Source organism: Mesorhizobium sp. M1329 (genome assembly GCF_040318035.1).
Taxonomy (GTDB): domain Bacteria; phylum Pseudomonadota; class Alphaproteobacteria; order Rhizobiales; family Rhizobiaceae; genus Mesorhizobium.
Map to the genome: position 1 here is coordinate 1 of NZ_JAMYLN010000012.1, position 15,918 is coordinate 15,918.

17 protein-coding genes are annotated in these 15,918 nt (G+C 62.1%); 13 read left to right on the forward strand and 4 right to left on the reverse strand.

Annotated features, from left to right (window positions below):
- Window positions 1-159 precede the first annotated feature (159 nt).
- From NKH21_RS14205 to NKH21_RS14220, 4 genes are all read right to left on the reverse strand, one after another.
- Window positions 160-807, reverse strand: a complete 648-nt coding sequence (locus NKH21_RS14205; protein ID WP_352662832.1) for a dihydrofolate reductase family protein — start codon at window positions 805-807, stop codon at window positions 160-162.
- A gap of 182 nt (window positions 808-989) precedes the next feature.
- On the reverse strand, window positions 990-1,934 hold the full coding sequence (locus tag NKH21_RS14210; protein WP_352662829.1) for a cobaltochelatase CobT-related protein: 945 nt from the start codon (window positions 1,932-1,934) through the stop codon (window positions 990-992).
- 9 nt (window positions 1,935-1,943) lie between these two features.
- Window positions 1,944-2,975 carry a porphobilinogen synthase gene (hemB, locus tag NKH21_RS14215; RefSeq protein ID WP_352865614.1) on the reverse strand — a complete coding sequence of 344 codons (1,032 nt, stop codon included), beginning with the start codon at window positions 2,973-2,975 and terminating at the stop codon, window positions 1,944-1,946.
- Window positions 2,976-3,059: 84 nt separating this feature from the next.
- Window positions 3,060-3,878, reverse strand: coding sequence for a DUF2066 domain-containing protein (locus tag NKH21_RS14220; RefSeq protein WP_352662823.1), 819 nt, complete (start codon window positions 3,876-3,878; stop codon window positions 3,060-3,062).
- Between the two features lie 145 nt (window positions 3,879-4,023).
- Here NKH21_RS14220 and NKH21_RS14225 point away from each other — a divergent pair, with 145 nt between their 5' ends.
- The 13 genes from NKH21_RS14225 to osmF all read left to right on the forward strand — a co-directional run bounded on the left by NKH21_RS14225 (window position 4,024) and on the right by osmF (window position 15,913).
- Window positions 4,024-5,067: an enoyl-CoA hydratase/isomerase family protein gene (locus NKH21_RS14225; protein WP_352662820.1), complete on the forward strand. Its 1,044-nt coding sequence runs from the start codon at window positions 4,024-4,026 to the stop codon at window positions 5,065-5,067.
- Window positions 5,064-5,486 (forward strand): DUF6163 family protein, encoded by a 423-nt coding sequence (locus NKH21_RS14230; RefSeq protein WP_352662817.1) that lies wholly within the window; start codon window positions 5,064-5,066, stop codon window positions 5,484-5,486. The genes NKH21_RS14225 and NKH21_RS14230 overlap by 4 nt, the downstream gene beginning before the upstream one ends.
- Before the next feature lie 202 nt (window positions 5,487-5,688).
- Window positions 5,689-6,204 carry a transcriptional regulator LdtR gene (gene ldtR, locus NKH21_RS14235; RefSeq protein ID WP_023674486.1) on the forward strand — a complete coding sequence of 172 codons (516 nt, stop codon included), beginning with the start codon at window positions 5,689-5,691 and terminating at the stop codon, window positions 6,202-6,204.
- A 338-nt stretch (window positions 6,205-6,542) separates the two neighbouring features.
- Window positions 6,543-7,796 carry a L,D-transpeptidase family protein gene (locus NKH21_RS14240; RefSeq protein WP_352662814.1) on the forward strand — a complete coding sequence of 418 codons (1,254 nt, stop codon included), beginning with the start codon at window positions 6,543-6,545 and terminating at the stop codon, window positions 7,794-7,796.
- A 297-nt stretch (window positions 7,797-8,093) separates the two neighbouring features.
- Window positions 8,094-9,407 (forward strand): serine hydroxymethyltransferase, encoded by a 1,314-nt coding sequence (glyA, locus tag NKH21_RS14245; protein WP_352662811.1) that lies wholly within the window; start codon window positions 8,094-8,096, stop codon window positions 9,405-9,407.
- A gap of 70 nt (window positions 9,408-9,477) precedes the next feature.
- A complete protein-coding gene (locus NKH21_RS14250) occupies window positions 9,478-10,062 on the forward strand; it encodes an invasion associated locus B family protein (RefSeq protein WP_352662808.1) in 585 nt (194 codons plus the stop codon).
- A 153-nt stretch (window positions 10,063-10,215) separates the two neighbouring features.
- Complete coding sequence (gene nrdR / locus NKH21_RS14255; RefSeq protein WP_292658679.1) at window positions 10,216-10,725, forward strand: transcriptional regulator NrdR; 510 nt, start codon at window positions 10,216-10,218, stop codon at window positions 10,723-10,725.
- Window positions 10,726-10,727: 2 nt separating this feature from the next.
- Window positions 10,728-11,858, forward strand: coding sequence for a bifunctional diaminohydroxyphosphoribosylaminopyrimidine deaminase/5-amino-6-(5-phosphoribosylamino)uracil reductase RibD (gene ribD / locus NKH21_RS14260; RefSeq protein ID WP_352662804.1), 1,131 nt, complete (start codon window positions 10,728-10,730; stop codon window positions 11,856-11,858).
- A 30-nt stretch (window positions 11,859-11,888) separates the two neighbouring features.
- Window positions 11,889-12,506: a riboflavin synthase gene (locus NKH21_RS14265; protein ID WP_352662801.1), complete on the forward strand. Its 618-nt coding sequence runs from the start codon at window positions 11,889-11,891 to the stop codon at window positions 12,504-12,506.
- 130 nt (window positions 12,507-12,636) lie between these two features.
- Window positions 12,637-13,131 (forward strand): 6,7-dimethyl-8-ribityllumazine synthase, encoded by a 495-nt coding sequence (gene ribH / locus NKH21_RS14270; protein ID WP_352449305.1) that lies wholly within the window; start codon window positions 12,637-12,639, stop codon window positions 13,129-13,131.
- Window positions 13,128-13,628, forward strand: a complete 501-nt coding sequence (gene nusB, locus NKH21_RS14275) for a transcription antitermination factor NusB (RefSeq protein ID WP_352662798.1) — start codon at window positions 13,128-13,130, stop codon at window positions 13,626-13,628. Before ribH ends, nusB begins: the two co-directional genes overlap by 4 nt.
- Window positions 13,625-14,842: an MFS transporter gene (locus NKH21_RS14280; RefSeq protein ID WP_352865623.1), complete on the forward strand. Its 1,218-nt coding sequence runs from the start codon at window positions 13,625-13,627 to the stop codon at window positions 14,840-14,842. Before nusB ends, NKH21_RS14280 begins: the two co-directional genes overlap by 4 nt.
- 159 nt (window positions 14,843-15,001) lie before the next feature.
- Window positions 15,002-15,913: a glycine betaine ABC transporter substrate-binding protein OsmF gene (gene osmF, locus NKH21_RS14285; protein WP_352865625.1), complete on the forward strand. Its 912-nt coding sequence runs from the start codon at window positions 15,002-15,004 to the stop codon at window positions 15,911-15,913.
- Window positions 15,914-15,918: the final 5 nt, after the last annotated feature.

Sequence of the window (15,918 nt, forward strand, 5' to 3'; positions counted from 1 at the left end):
AAGTTCCCATCAGCCATCGCATCAAGAAATGCGCCTGGAACGACGACTATCTCATCAATGCCATCACTCATATGCGATAGCCCTGGTATAGTGACGGGGAGAAAGGGGCCTGCACCAAGGGTTTCGCCAACAGCGCAGACAAAAATCCGACGCTACGTCCTAATCGCGCTCGATGATGACATGCGTGGCCTTCGGCGTCGCGACCTGCTCGCTGCAGCGATAGCCGAGCTTGGGCATGTCGATGCCGGCAAAAAGGCTCTCGCCGGCGCCTAGCAGGACCGGTGAGATCGCCAGATGCATCTCGTCGATGAGCTTTTCCTTCAGATATTGCCGGATCGTAGAAACGCCACCGCCCAGCCGTACATCCTTGCCGTCAGCCACTGCTTTCGCCTTTTGCAGCGCTGAGTGGATGCCGTCGGTCACGAAATAGAAGGTCGTGCCGCCCTCCATGACAATGGGATCACGCGGATGGTGCGTGAGCACGAAGACCGGCACGTGGTAGGGTGGGTTGTCACCCCACCAGCCTTTCCAGCTGTCATCCGGCCATTCGCCGCGGATCGGGCCGAACATGTTGCGGCCCAGGATCCATGCGCCGACATTTTCGAAGCTGCGCGCCGCGAACGCCTCGTCAGTGTCCGTGGTCCCGCCATCCTTGCCGAGGACCATCTTGCGGAAGGTGCGGGTGCCGAACATCCATTCGTGCAGGGCTTCCCCGCCAACACCCAGCGGGTTCTTCAGGTCTTGGTCGGGACCGGCGCCGAAGCCGTCGATCGACAGGGTGAAAGCGCTGACGCGAAGTTTGGACATGAGAGCCTCCTCGATAACCAATTGTGAGATGCAAGCAGTTATCGGGGTAGTTTAACTGATTGCATTTTGCAAGCGGTATCTGCTGCCACATCTGTAAAATGACGACGATGGCATCGGAAATGCCGATGGAGGGCCGGTCGGGACGATGGGGCTGACTTGGTTCTGATTGAACTAGCCTCTCGTCAGCCACGGTCGTTGCTATGCGCTCTGGGCTCGGCGACAAGCTCACGTTTCAACAACGTCAGCATGGTTCCGGCAAGTTGATCGGGAGCCTCGCAATTCGCTGAGACGCGATAGTAGCGGCTTGCGTCAAAGCCTAATCCAACCGCCAGCAACTCAACCCGGCCGGCTTTCTCGAGCTGCCGAACCACATGAATAAGATGATCGTCGAGATAGCGCGGGCTGTTTGCTAAAAGTGTGGCATCGTCGACCGGCGCGCCGTCGGATACGACAAATAGTATTTTACGGGATTCAGGACGTTGCAGCAGCCGCCCGGCCGCCCACTCGATGGCTTCACCATCGACATTCTCTTTGGGCAGGTCGGGTCGCAGCATCGGCTTGAGGGCATGGCCCATACTGCTCTGGCGCTTGTCGCCGGCCTCCCTGTAGACGATATGAAGCAGGTCGTTCAATCTTCCCGGATTGGCGGGCCGGCCATCTTCGTTCCAAGTGCGTCTTGATTCTCCGCCGCGCCAATTGCGCGTTGTGAAGCCCAAGAGTTCGACCTTGAGGCCCAGTGTGCTCAGGAATTCCTGAACAATGTCGGCGGATGCAGCCGCGTACAGAATTTTTTGGCCGCGCATCGAGCCGGATTGATCGAGGAGGATAGAAACGACGGTGTCGTCGAGGTCTGATTCCGAGAGGCTGTTTCGGATCTCGGCCGCTATATCCGCCGCCAGGATATGGTTCTTCGTCTTCCACCCGGCGAGGCCGCTTTCAAGCTCGATCCATGCGGCGTCAAGCGCGGATTTTTGCTTGTCCGAGATTCGACCAATAGCGCTGGACAGCTTGGAACTCGGCACAATCCAGTCATAAAGCGTGACATAGGCGTGATACCCAAGCGTATCTGTGTCGCCGCGTGGCTTGGGACCAAACACCGTTTTGAAATGCTTGCCCAGCCCCCACAACAACGTTTGCTAGCCCCTCAGCATCGCCGCCACTTCGGGCGCAAAGTAGGTGAGAATCCCGTCGCAGCCGGCGCGCTTGAAGGCGAGCAGCGATTCCAGCATCGCCTGTTCGCCGTCGATCCAGCCATTGGCGGCGGCGGCCTTGATCATCGAATATTCGCCCGAGACCTGATAGGCGAAGGTCGGCATCTGCAACTCGTCCTTCAGCCGGCGGATGATGTCGAGATAGGGCAGGCCAGGCTTGACCATCAGCATGTCGGCGCCCTCGGCGAGATCCTGCTCGGCCTCGCGCACCGCTTCGTCGGAATTGGCGTGATCGATATAATAGGTCTTCTTGTCGCCCTTGAGCAGGCCGGCGGTGCCGACTGCCTCGCGGTAGGGGCCGTAAAATGCGGATGCGAACTTGGTCGCGTAGGACATGATCGCTACATCTTGAAACCCATTGGCATCGAGCGCATCGCGGATGGCACCGATCCGACCGTCCATCATGTCCGAGGGGGCAATGATGTCGGCCCCCGCCGCCGCCTGGATGACGGCCGCCGCTGTCACCTGCTCCACCGTCTCATCATTGACGATAATGCCCTCGCGCAAGATGCCGTCGTGGCCATGCGAGGTGAACGGATCGAGCGCCGCGTCGGTGATGATGCCGATCTCCGGCACTGCGTGCTTGATGGCGCGGGTGGCACGGTTGATGATGTTTTCCGGATCGAGGATGTGCGAACCGGTCTGATCGCGCAGGCCGAGCTCGACATTGGGGAAAGTGGCGATCGCCGGAATGCCAAGCTTAGCCGCGCGCTCAGCCTCCTTGACGGCGAGGTCGAGCGACAGGCGGAAGACGCCGGGCATGGCGGCGATCGGCTCGCGCACTTGTCTGCCGTCGACGACGAAGATCGGCCAGATCAGATCGTCGACCGACAGCCGGTTCTCCTGGACAAGGCGGCGCGACCAATCGGCCTTGCGCATGCGCCGCAGCCGCCGGCTGCCGGTGATCTCGTCGACGCTGCGCGCGCCGGCAGGCTTTGCAGGGGTGAATTTGTTCATCGCAAAAACTCCGGATCGGGCGGCTTTTACCACGAGCTTCCGCTGCTGACCAATGCGACACGATTGTGCCAGCGGTACTGTTGGCTATTCTGGTTGACCATTGCCCGACAGGATCTGCGCAGCACCCCGCATGGCGACGCGGAATGCCTCGTCGAAGCTGACACCGCGCACTTGCCATTTATAAGCCTTGCCGTTCATGGCAAGCCGCCAATCGGCGATCCAGCCCAACTCCTTGTCGCTCCAGATCAGGCTGCCGGCGAGCGCCTGATCGGCACCGGCCTTTCGGGCAAGCTGGTCCAGCGTCACCATATCGGCACTACGCAGCGTCTGATCGTCGTGCCCGGACAACAGCGATGCTTGGGGAAAGAGAATGTGCATGGCCAGCGGATCGGCAGCGTTTGCAAACGATTCCCGCATGGGCGCGCCGCGCTCATCGTCGGCGGTCGGCGCGAACTGCCTTGTGCCTTGCTCCGCCGCCAGGAAAATTGCCAGGCGTGGCCGCTCGCCAAGCCATGGTTTGCTGCCAAGCGCGGCAAGCAGCGGATCGATAACGTCAGGCCTGTACAGACAAGTGAGATCATGGGGCCGGTCATGGGTGCCTTGTTCGTCATGGACTGGAATGCCTTCCATGCGGTCGCGATAGCGGAATTCGGCAACGAAGCTGCCGGCCTTCTCGCGCAGCGCCGCCATCTCAGCTCTCTTCGGCAGCCGCTGATCGCCGGACACACGAACCAGCACCGCATCGAGGCAGGCCTTGAAACCGGTCTGCCTGTTGACCTCGCCCTGGCCGGTAACGATGGTCTGCGATTGATAGAGCTCGTCGACGGTTTCGGCCGATACGGGAGGAGTGTTCGCAGCGATCAGGCCGATCACCACAACAGCAAGGCGCGGCAACCAAGGCATGGTTCAACCTTCCGGTTCAAAGCGCCAGCATTAGCACTGGGTGATGCCGACGACCAAGCAGTGGATTGGGCGCCGCCATTGACGGGGCCATGCGCCACGCTTTAGCACTTCACTCCCGGCGGGGCGCGGGAGGGATTCTCTGGCGATGGATTTTGGCGGAGGCGACGAGATTCGCTTCGAAAGATTGGGCAGGGCCGGCATCGTCACGCTGACGCGGCCGCAGGCGCTCAATGCCGTAACCCACCGCATGGTCAAGGCGCTGGACAAGGCGCTGCGCAGTTGGGAGCGCGACGACGGCGTCGACGTTGTCGTCGTCAAGGCCGAGGGCAGGGCATTTTCGGCGGGCGGCGACATCCTCCACATCTACGAAGCCGGCCGCGCAGGAAAGCCTCCGGTCGATTTCTTCGCCGATGAATACCGGCTGAACGCCCGCATCGCCCGCTTCAAGAAACCCTATCTTGCGCTGATCGACGGCATCGTCATGGGCGGCGGCGTCGGCATCTCCTTCCACGGCTCGCAGCGGGTGCTGACCGAGAACGCGCAGTTTGCCATGCCCGAGGTCGGTATCGGTTTTTTCCCGGATGTCGGCGCCAGCCATCTGTTGCCGGATCTCGGCGGCAGCTTCGGCATGTATCTGGCGCTGACCGGCAACCGCATCCGCTACGGTGATGCTTTGTGGTCGGGCCTCGCCACCCATACGATCAAGGCGGAGGACCAGGCCGGCTTTCTCGACCGGCTGGTGGCAAGCGGCGACCCGGAATCGGTGCTGCGCGGCTGCTTCGTCCCGGCCAGGCGCGAGACCGATAGGCCGACGCTGGAAGCCATCGCCCGGCATTTCGCGCAGCCGTCGCTGGCCGATATCGTCGCCAGCCTGGAGCGGGCAGCCGCTGCCGACGAGTTCGCGGCAAAGACGCTGGCCACCATCCGCACCCGTTCACCGACCAGCCTGCATGTTGCATGGCGCCAGATCAGCGCCGGGCAGACGTTGTCAATGGACGAGTGCATGAAAATGGAGTTCCGTATCCTCAACCGCATGCTTGCCGGGCACGACTTCTATGAAGGAATCCGCGCCGCTATCATCGATAAGGGCTCAACGCCGCAATGGCGGCCGGAAAGCATCGATGACGTCAGCGCCGCCGAGGTCGACGCCTATTTCGCACCGCTCGGCGAACGGGAACTGAAGCTGTGAGCGAGGCAGCCTCGAGACGCGTGGTGCTGCAGCCCTCGACGATCGAGGTCATCTTCGCCTGGTTCCAGCGCGTTATCGCCGGCTACTGTCTGCTGTTTGGCATCTTGTACTGGATCCGGCTGATCGGCTTTTACCCAGGGCCGTTGTGGCGCTTCGACCTGATGCCGGTGCACTGGCAGGTGGCGGCGGTGGTGCTGGCGGTGTTTTTTCCATTCGCCGCCGCCGGCCTCTGGATGCTGGCGTCCTGGGGGCCGGTGATCTGGTTCATCTGCGCGGTGACCGAGAGCGTCATGTATGCCGGCTTCCCCGAGCTGTTCGGCCACCGGCCGCTGATCGTCGCCTCGCACCTTGCGGTGGCGCTGCTCTACATAGTGTTCCGCGTGGTGATCTGGATCCAGAAGCGGCAAGCCCGGCGATAGCAATTCCGGCCAGGATCGTTGGCTAAATCTTTAGGTTAATTATCCTTGCTCGGGTGACCGTCCGTTAAGCCTCTTTCGAAACCCCTTACCGGTAAGCTCTTGTTAGCCTTGGCGTTTAAGTCGAATTTTATGAGTATTCGATAGTGTCGCGATCAAGGTGAAGAACAAAAAATCACCGGGCGACAAACGAGAGGCAAAGACAATGATCAATTCGCGTCCGGCGGCGAAGACCGCCAACGTATCCGATGACCGCCGCGAGGCGATCCGTTCGCTGTACATGGAATCGCTGCAGCTGGTCGAGCGGCTGCATCGCCGTCTGCTTGATGTGATCAAGGACGAATTCGACCGCAACGGCCGCTCCGACATCAACGCCATCCAGGCGCTGCTCCTGTTCAACATCGGCAATTCGGAGCTGACCGCCGGCGAACTGCGCTCGCGCGGCTATTATCTCGGCTCGAATGTCTCCTACAATCTGAAGAAGCTGGTCGATCTCGGCTTCATCAACCACCAGCGCTCGCGCATCGACCGTCGTTCGGTGCGGGTCTCGCTGACGCCGAAGGGCAATGAGGTGGCGGAAGTCGTCGCCGGCCTCTACGAGCGCCATGTCGGCTCGATCGAGCAGGTCGGCGGCATCAACACCGAAGAGTTCAAGCAGATGAACCGCGCCCTGCAGCGGCTGGATCGGTTCTGGAACGATACCATCGCCTATCGGATGTAGTCGCATCCGCCGCAGCAAGATCTGAAGCCGCGCCACGGAAGCGCTGCCGCGGAGTAGACCAAAGGCCGGTGCCGAAAAGCACCGGTCTTTCCGTTTCGTCAGGCCGGCCGCTCCAAATTCGAGCAACAGCCACGTTGCCGCCATATTCCAATGGAACCGAAGATGCGGGTGATGCTGGGGCCAAAGCCGTGCATTTGTCCTGTGCTCAAGTCACTTCCCATGTGGTTTTACACCGAAGTGATGCGGGCCATGGTTGGCTAATTGTTAAGAAGCCAACTCTAGAGTGCGGGCGAGACCGCCCGGTGGGTTGAATTGTAGCAAGAATGTCTGGAACGTCCATGAGAACCAGCCGCCGTTTCTTCCTTTCAGGAGCCTCCGTGCTCGCAGCCGCAATGGTCGCCGGCCGCGCCAGTGCGCAGGATGTGATCGGAGATATCCTGAAATCCTCGGCGCGCGGCAACTGGGACGACCAGTTCGATGCGCGTGCCAGCGAAGGCGGCAAGGTTGCCTCGACGCTGCCGATCTTCAGCCTGCAGACGGTGTCCTTCACCGAGCAGGCGATCATGCAGTATCAGAATATCGTCGCGCAAGGCGGCTGGGAGCAGGTTCCGGATACCAAGAAGCTGCAGCTTGGCGTCGAGGATCCCGATGTGGTGCCGCTGCGCAGGCGCTTGATGATATCGGGCGACCTGGCGCAGAGCGCCGGGCTTTCGGAAGCATTCGATTCTTACGTCGACTCGGCGCTCAAGCGCTTCCAGTTGCGTCACGGCTTGCCGGCCGACGGAACCACGGGCAAATATACTTTCGCGGCAATGAATGTGTCGGCGCCGGTTCGGCTTGGTCAGCTGCAGACCAATCTGCAGCGGCTGCGTGAGCGGGCCGGCACGCTTGGCAACCGCTATGTGCTGGTCGACATCCCGGCGGCGCAGATTGAGGCTGTCGAGAACGACCGCGTCGTGCTGCGCCACACCGCAATCGTCGGCAAGATCGATCGCCAGACGCCGATCGTCAATTCCAAGATCAACGAAATCATCGTCAATCCGTACTGGAACGCGCCGGTCTCGATCGTGCGTAAGGACATCATTCCGCTGATGCGGAAGGACCCCAACTATCTCAAGGACAGCCATATCCGCCTGTTTGCGCCGGACGGCAGCGAGGTCGACCCGATGACGGTCGACTGGTCGACCGACGATGCCGCCAAATACCGCTTCCGCCAGGATCCGGGTTCCGGCAACGCGATGGCCTCGGTCAAGATCAATTTCCCCAGCCCGGACGGCGTCTACATGCACGACACGCCGCAGCAGAGCCTGTTCGGCAAGCTGATGCGCTTCGATTCCTCTGGCTGCGTGCGGGTCCAGAACGTGCGCGACCTCGTCACCTGGATTCTGCGCGACACACCGGGCTGGGACCGCCAGCATTTCGAGGCGGCGATCAAGACCGGGGAGAACACGCCGGTGCAGGTCACCAATCCGGTGCCGGTCTATTTTCTCTACGTTTCGGCCTGGTCGACGGGGCCGGGCGTGGTGCAGTTCCGCGACGACATTTACGGCCTCGACGGAGCCAACGAGTTGCAGATCACATCCGCGCTCTAAGCAGCTGAGTTCATTTGCAAAAGGCCGTCGGAAGGGCGGCCTTTTTTTATTGTCGCCGACTGGCTCTGAGCTTTGCGCATGATTCCGAAAATCGGTTCGCCACGGATCATATGCAAACCATGCGGCGCAGTTCAGGAGATCACCCAAAGCCCTGCTGCCGACCGGCAGGCGAGGAAATTAACGTGCTTTCAGGGTGCTGGCGCAATCCGGCCAGCAAATTTCGCGCTGCAAACGTGGCGGGCCGAAAGCAACTGTGTTAATGGCGCGACAGACCCCGAACCTTGAGGATTTCAGCCCATGGCAACAGCAGCGGCAGTGTCGAACAAATTCGAATCCTTTTTCGAAACCACGCTTGCCGATGCCGACCCCGAGATTTTCGGCGCCATCCGCGACGAACTCGGCCGCCAGCGCCACGAGGTCGAGCTGATTGCCTCGGAAAACATCGTCTCGCGTGCCGTGCTCGAGGCACAGGGGTCGATCATGACCAACAAATATGCCGAGGGCTATCCGGGCAAGCGCTACTATGGCGGCTGCCAATTCGTCGACGTCGCCGAGGAACTGGCCATTGAACGCGCGAAAAAGCTGTTCGGCTGCAACTTCGCCAACGTCCAGCCGAATTCCGGCAGCCAGATGAACCAGGCGGTGTTCCTGGCGCTGCTGCAGCCCGGCGATACCTTCATGGGCCTCGACCTCAATTCCGGCGGACACCTGACGCATGGCTCGCCGGTCAATATGAGCGGCAAATGGTTCAAGGTCGTCTCCTATGGCGTGCGCCGGGACGATCATCTGCTTGACATGGACGCAATCGAGAAGACCGCCCATGAGACCAGGCCGAAATTGATCCTGGCCGGCGGCACAGCCTATTCACGTGTCTGGGACTGGAAGCGTTTTCGCGAGATCGCCGATTCGATCGGCGCCTATCTGATGGTCGACATGGCCCACATCGCCGGCCTGGTCGCCGGCGGCATGCATCCGTCGCCGCTGCCGCATGCCCATGTGGTCACCACCACGACGCACAAATCGCTGCGCGGGCCGCGCGGCGGCATGATCCTTTGCAATGACGAGGATATTGCCAAGAAGATGAATTCGGCCGTCTTCCCTGGCCTGCAGGGCGGCCCGCTGATGCATGTCATCGCCGCCAAGGCGGTGGCCCTGGGTGAGGCGCTGAAGCCGAGCTTCAAGATCTATGCCGAGAGCGTCGTCGCCAATGCCAAGGCGCTGGCCTCCAGTCTGCAGGAAACCGGTCTCGACATCGTCTCCGGCGGCACCGACAACCATCTGATGCTGGTCGACCTGCGCCCCAAGAACGCCACCGGCAAGCGCGCCGAGGCTGCCCTTGGCCGCGCCAATATCACTTGCAACAAGAACGGCATCCCCTTCGACCCGGAAAAGCCTTTCGTGACCTCGGGCGTTCGGCTCGGCACGCCGGCCGGCACCACGCGCGGCTTCGGCCAGGCCGAGTTCCGCGAGATCGGCAAGCTGATCGCCGAAGTGCTCGATGGACTGAAGGTCGCCAATTCCGACGAGGGCAACGCGGCCGTCGAGGCAACCGTGAAGGCCAAGGTGGCGGCATTGACGGATCGTTTTCCGCTTTACCCGTATCTTGGTTGACGCTGGGCGTCGTTCCCCCAACTGTGACGGCGCCGATCAACTGGGCACGGCTTCATCTCGGAGACGCTTGATGATGATGCGAATTTTCCGTTTCGCCAGTGTTGGCGCTGCCTTGCTCACCTTAGCCACCTCGCAGCTACTCGGCGCGGCCTTTGCGCAGACCGAGCCGACCCCGGCAGCACCCAAGACAGAGACCTTCGGCAGTTGGTCCACCACGGTGGACGAGGTCAACACCGGCGAGGATGTGCGCAAGACCTGCGCCGCCTCGACGGTCTTTTTCGACGCTAACGGGACCAGTGGCACCCTCACGCTGGCCATCTCGAATGGCGACGTACTGCCACCCGAGGGCTATCCGAGCCTCATCATCGCCGTGAAAAACAGTGAGTTGCCCAAAGGCGACAACATCCCGGCGGTGTTCCGCGACGTCAACGACAAGATCAAGGCTGGTTTTCATCTTATCGCCGACGGCCAGTGGATAGTGAACAACAAACGCGAGACCACGCTTGCCATACTGCGTGCCATGCGCCGCACCAGCGCCCTCGATGTCAGCTTCGCCGACAAGCCGGTCGCGACCATATCGATGGACGGCTTCACCAAGGCCTATCGCTATCTCGGCACGTCCTGCGGCTTCCCGACCGGCGACGTCGCTCCCTGATTGGCGTATTGCCGTCCAACTGATTGCCGCTCTCGCAATTTTGCTCGTGCCTCGCTATCTCTGAGGCGCGATCGGTCATCGGCCATACTTTGCCATCGTGGCAAAAACCTCTAAGCCTTTCGCTCCACGAGAATCGCGAACCGAAGGCTCTCCATGCGCTGTCCCTACTGCCAGTCCGAAGATACGCAGGTGAAGGATTCGCGCCCCGCCGAAGACGGCGCGGCGATCCGCAGGCGGCGCGTCTGCCCAGATTGCGGCGGCCGCTTCACCACTTTCGAGCGCGTGCAATTGCGCGACCTCGTCGTGGTGAAGAAGTCTGGACGCAAGGTGCCGTTCGACCGCGACAAGCTGCTGCGCTCGGTCGAAATCGCGGTACGCAAGCGCAATGTCGATCCCGAGCGCATCGACCGCGCGGTGACCGGCATCGTGCGCCAGCTTGAGAGCTCGGGCGAGACCGAAGTCGCATCCGGCGAAGTCGGCCGGCTGGTCATGGAGGCACTGAAGTCACTCGATGATGTCGCCTACGTGCGCTTTGCCTCCGTCTACCGCAATTTCCGCGAGGCCAAGGATTTCCACGACGTGTTGGGCGAGCTCAAGGGCGACGAGCTCAAAACCGACGAGCCTAGGGGCGAAGAGCTGAAGAGCGAAGAGGACGCCGGCTGAGCATGGCTGGGTCCGAGCGCAGCACGGCGGAGCAAGAGGTCCTCGATCGCCGCTATATGGCGGCGGCCCTCAGGCTGTCGCGCAAGAATGCCGGCCGGACCTCGACCAATCCTTCCGTCGGCACGCTGATCGTACGCGATGACGGCGACGGGCCGATGATCATCGGCAGCGGCGTCACCGCCGTCGGCGGCCGGCCGCATGCCGAGACCGAGGCTTTGGCGGAGGCCGGCGAACTGGCGCGCGGCGCCACCGCCTATGTAACGCTGGAGCCTTGCGCCCATCACGGCCGCACGCCGCCTTGCGCCAATGCGCTCGTCAGTGCCGGCGTGACGCGTGTGGTTGGCGCTGCCAGCGATCCGGACCCGCGTGTTTCCGGCAAGGGCTATGCAATCTTGCATGCCGCTGGCGTCGAGGTGGTGGAAAAAGTGCTGGCGGCCGAGGCCGCGGAGCAGATGGCCGGCTATTTGATTCGATCTTTGAACAAACGCCCGGAAGTGATCCTGAAACTTGCGCTTTCGAGCGACAACAAGATCGGCGTGAGAGGCGAGGGGCAGGTCTCCATCACCGGCGATATCGCCCGGCGCGAAGTCTATCTGATGCGCGCCGAAGCCGATGGCATATTGATCGGCATCGGCACGGCATTGGAAGACGATCCGGCGCTGACGGTTAGGCTTCCGGGACTGGAGAGCCGTTCGCCGGCGCGCATCGTGCTCGACCGTCAGATCAGGGTACCCGAGACTTCGAAATTGGTCGCCGGCGTCGACCGCGTGCCGCTCTATATCGCTGCCTGCGCCGAGGCCGATCCGCACCGGCGCGCCGCGCTCGAACGCGCCGGCGTTCGCTTCATCGGCACTGAGACGTATGAAGGCGATATTGCGCTGCCGGAACTGCTCGAGGATCTGGCGGCGCTCGGCATGGCCAGTGTCCTGGTCGAGGGCGGCGCCAAGGTGGCCAAGGCGTTCCTCGACGAACAACTGATCGATCGTATCGTGCTGTTTCAGGGGCCGGACGCGATCGGCGAGGGCGGCATTGCATCGCCGATCGATGCCAGCAATATCCCGCCGGGATTTCGCAAATTGCGCAACATGCGTTTCGGCGAAGATACATATGCGGAATGGATAAGAGACATCTAGGACCGAACTGATGTTCACGGGGCCAAACTAATGTTCACTGGAATCGTCACCGATGTCGGCACCGTCGCTGCCGTGAAGCCGCTCAGGGAAGGCGTCGGTTTGCGTATCGACACCGCCTACGATCCGCAGACCATTGCCATCGGCGCCTCGATTTCCTGCGGCGGCGTCTGCCTGACGGTAACCGGATTGCCGGAAGGTGGCGCCAACGCACGCTGGTTCGAGGTCGAGGCCTGGGAAGAGGCGCTCAGGCTGACGACCGCGATGGGTTGGAAATCCGGCACGCGGATCAACCTGGAGCGAGCGCTGAAGATCGGCGACGAGCTTGGCGGCCATATTGTGTCAGGCCATGTCGACGGCATGGCCGAGGTCGTAGCCCGCAAGGAAGAGGGTGATGCCGTGCGCTTTACCCTGGAAGCACCGCGCGAGCTTGCCAAATTCATCGCCCCCAAGGGTTCCGTCGCACTCGACGGCACTTCGCTCACCGTCAACAAGGTCGAAGGCAGCCGCTTTGACGTGCTGTTGATCCACCACTCGCTGACGGTCACCACCTGGGGCGGACGCCAGGTCGGCGACTGGGTCAATCTCGAGATCGACACCATGGCCCGCTACGCGGCGCGACTGGTGGAGGCGGCTAAAGAGGGGCTTTGAGGCGCTCGTCCATAAAGCCCATTCTCTGATGCGACCGCCGCCGAGTTGGCCTTGAAAGTTCCTTCGGCAATCTTCCGCTTGCGATCAAACCGGCTTCGGCCTAAGTCACCGGCGATCCCCGGAGACATCTATGGCTGGCACATCCCAACACGGCAAAGCGTTCATCCGTCCGAAGAAGAAGGCCCACCTTCTTGTCATCGAGGCGCGCTTTCACGACGACCTTGCCGACGCGTTGCTCGAAGGCGCGACAAAGGCCCTCGAGGAAGCGGGCGCGACATACGATGTCGTCACTGTTCCGGGCTCGCTCGAAATCCCGGCGGTGATTTCCTTCGCGCTCGACGGTGCCTCCGAAGGCGGGACGAACTATGACGGCTTCGTCGCCCTCGGCACGGTGGTCCGCGGCGACACTTATCATTTCGATATCGTCGCCAATGAATCCAGCCGTGCCCTGATGGACCTGTCCGTGCAGGATGCGGTCTGCATCGGCAACGGCATCCTGACCACGGAAAACGACGAACAGGCCTGGACACGGGCCAGGCGTTCGGAAGGCGACAAGGGCGGCTTTGCGGCGCGTGCGGCGCTGACCATGATCGCTCTAAAGGAACAGCTGGGAGAGCGAACGTGAGCGAACCCGCTTCGCCCGGCCAGCCTGCGGTTCGCCATGCCAACAAGCGCGGTGCTGCCCGTCTGGCCGCTGTGCAGGCGCTCTACCAGATGGACGTCGCCGGCAGCGGTGTGTTTGAGATCACCGCCGAATACGAGGCGTTCAGGCTCGGCAAGGAAGTCGACGGCGCGCTCTATCGCGAAGCCGATGCGCAATGGTTCCGCGCCATTCTTGCCGGCGTTGTCGAGCACCAGAAGACCATCGATCCAGTCATCCGACAGGCGCTGACCGAGGACTGGCCTCTGTCGAGGCTCGATTCCACATTGCGCGCCATATTGCGCGCCGGCGTCTACGAGCTGATGCAGCGCGAGGACGTGCCGGTGGCGGTCATCGTTTCCGAATATGTCGACATCGCCAAGGCATTTTACGAGGAAGACGAGCCGAAACTGGTCAATGCGGTGCTTGATCGCGTGTCGCGCCGGGTGCGCGGCGAGGGCCGCGGCAAGGACGCCCCATGACTGCCGTCGTCGCCGTTGAGGCGGGCAGGGAAGCGCGTCGCACCGCCTTCATCCTTGCAGCCTCGCAGGCGGTCATCGGTTCGGCGGCACCCATCGCCATTTCCATGGGTGGATTGGCCGGGCAGTACCTGCTCGATGCTGACAAGTCGCTGGCAACCGCGCCGATCACCGGTTTCAATGTCGGCGTGGCGCTCGGTTCCTTACCGGCCGCGGCGATCATCCGCCGGCTCGGCCAGCGCGATGGCTTCATGACCGGCACGGCGGTGACAGCGCTTGGCGGCCTGATCGCCACGTTGGCGCTGTTCCATGCCAGCTTCTGGCTGTTCGCTTTCGGCCTTGCCGTAATCGGCATCGGCGGTGCCTTTGTCCAGCAATTCCGCTTTGCCGCCGCCGACAATGCGCCGCCGGAATTCAAGGCGCGTGCCATCTCCTTCGTGCTGGCCGGCGGCATCGTCACCGCCATACTCGGGCCGCAGATCGTCATCTTCACCGGCGATCTGTTCTCGCCGGTGAAGTTTGCCGGCGCGTTTTCGTCCATCCTGGTGCTGGCGGCGGTTGGCGCCGCCATTCTCTCTTTGTTGCGCATCCCAGCCAAGGCAACCGAGAAGGTGGAAATCGCCGACAGCGACGCCCGGCCGCTCTCAGAAATCGTCACCAGGCCACGCTTCATCGCGGCGTTGTTTTGCGCCATCGGCAGCTACGCACTGATGAGCTTCGTGATGACCGGCGCGCCGCTGGCCATGGTCGGCTGCGGCCTTTCGACCGACGACGCCACGCTCGGCATTTCCTGGCACGTCATGGCGATGTTCGCGCCGAGCTTCTTCACGGGGTCGCTGATCCATCGTTTTGGCGCGGAACGGATCGTGGCCATCGGGCTGGTGCTGCTCATTGGCTGCGGTATAGTCGCGCTGTCGGGGTTGGCACTGTGGCAGTTCTGGACGACGCTGATCCTGCTCGGCCTTGGCTGGAACTTCAGCTTCATCGGTGCCACCGCCATGGTGGCCGACAGCTACCAGCCATCCGAAAAAGGCAAGGTCCAGGGGTTCCACGATTTCGTCCTGTTCGGCTCCGTCGCCTTCGCCTCGCTGATGTCGGGCGCGGTCTACAATGCCTGGGGCTGGGAGATGCTGAACTGGATGATTTTCCCGGTCGTCGCGCTGTGCTTCGTGGCACTGGGCGTGTTGAAGATGACAGGCTTGCGCGCGGCCAGCTGACGTCACGCTGTCGGGACGAGGCAACAGCGGAGTCACTCGCATCCGAACAAAATTATTGCGTCCATCCCCCTTCTTATGAAACCGTGTACCCCGACGTGACATCGAAGCCATGCTCATATGCGGCAGCCGTATTCCGGTTCACAGCAAGGGATTTGTGAGATGTTTTCAATCAAGGTTCTGGCCGGCGCTGTACTGGCGCTCGGCATCACGGCAGCCTCGGCAAGCGCCCAGGTGGTGGTGTCGTCGAAGATCGACACCGAAGGCGGCGTGCTCGGCAACATCATCCAGCTGGTGCTGAACGCCAACAATATCCAGACCACCGACCGCATCCAGCTCGGGGGCACGCCCGTGGTACGCAAGGCGATTACAGCCGGCGAGATCGACATCTATCCCGAGTACACCGGCAACGCCGCCTTCTTCTTCGAGAAGGCCGACGATCCGGTGTGGAAAGATGCCGCCAAGGCCTACGAGACTGCCAAGAAGCTCGACTACGACGCCAACAAGATCGTCTGGCTATCCCCGTCACCGGCCAACAATACCTGGGCGATCGCCCTGCGTAAGGAAGTCGCCGATACCAACAAGCTCGTCACCCTCTCCGACTTCGGCAAATACGCCTCGGGCGGCGGCAAGGTGGTGCTGGCGGCCTCCGCCGAGTTCGTCAATTCGGCGGCCGCGCTGCCCGCTTTCCAGAAGACCTATGGCTTCACGCTGAAACCGGACCAGTTGATCACGCTGTCGGGCGGCGATACGGCGGCGACCATTGCCGCTGCGGCCAACCAGACCAACGGCGCCAACGCCGCCACGGTCTACGGCACCGACGGCGGCATCGCGCCCTCCGGCCTCGTCGTGCTTGAAGACAACAAGGGTGTGCAGCCGGTCTACCAGCCGGCGCCGATCATCCGCGAGGCGGTGCTGAAGGAGCATCCCGAAATCGAGACGCTGCTGAAGCCGGTCTTCGCCAAGCTCGATCTCGTCACGCTGCAGGAGTTGAATGGCCGCGTGCAGGTTGGCGGCGAGCCGGTCAAGGGCGTCGCTGAGGACTTTTTGAAGAAGAACGGCTTCCTGAAGTAAGGCGA

Excerpts from the sequence above, each read along its gene's own strand:
- nrdR (WP_292658679.1), top strand. The coding sequence starts at position 10,216 with ATGCGCTGTCCCTACTGCCAGTCCGAAGATACGCAGGTGAAGGATTCG.
- ldtR (WP_023674486.1), top strand. The coding sequence starts at position 5,689 with ATGATCAATTCGCGTCCGGCGGCGAAGACCGCCAACGTATCCGATGAC.
- NKH21_RS14280 (WP_352865623.1), top strand. The coding sequence starts at position 13,625 with ATGACTGCCGTCGTCGCCGTTGAGGCGGGCAGGGAAGCGCGTCGCACC.
- glyA (WP_352662811.1), top strand. The coding sequence starts at position 8,094 with ATGGCAACAGCAGCGGCAGTGTCGAACAAATTCGAATCCTTTTTCGAA.
- ribH (WP_352449305.1), top strand. The coding sequence starts at position 12,637 with ATGGCTGGCACATCCCAACACGGCAAAGCGTTCATCCGTCCGAAGAAG.
- hemB (WP_352865614.1), bottom strand. The coding sequence starts at position 2,975 with ATGAACAAATTCACCCCTGCAAAGCCTGCCGGCGCGCGCAGCGTCGAC.
- NKH21_RS14250 (WP_352662808.1), top strand. The coding sequence starts at position 9,478 with ATGATGATGCGAATTTTCCGTTTCGCCAGTGTTGGCGCTGCCTTGCTC.
- NKH21_RS14225 (WP_352662820.1), top strand. The coding sequence starts at position 4,024 with ATGGATTTTGGCGGAGGCGACGAGATTCGCTTCGAAAGATTGGGCAGG.
- NKH21_RS14205 (WP_352662832.1), bottom strand. The coding sequence starts at position 807 with ATGTCCAAACTTCGCGTCAGCGCTTTCACCCTGTCGATCGACGGCTTC.
- osmF (WP_352865625.1), top strand. The coding sequence starts at position 15,002 with ATGTTTTCAATCAAGGTTCTGGCCGGCGCTGTACTGGCGCTCGGCATC.
- NKH21_RS14265 (WP_352662801.1), top strand. The coding sequence starts at position 11,889 with ATGTTCACTGGAATCGTCACCGATGTCGGCACCGTCGCTGCCGTGAAG.
- NKH21_RS14220 (WP_352662823.1), bottom strand. The coding sequence starts at position 3,878 with ATGCCTTGGTTGCCGCGCCTTGCTGTTGTGGTGATCGGCCTGATCGCT.
- NKH21_RS14240 (WP_352662814.1), top strand. The coding sequence starts at position 6,543 with ATGAGAACCAGCCGCCGTTTCTTCCTTTCAGGAGCCTCCGTGCTCGCA.
- ribD (WP_352662804.1), top strand. The coding sequence starts at position 10,728 with ATGGCTGGGTCCGAGCGCAGCACGGCGGAGCAAGAGGTCCTCGATCGC.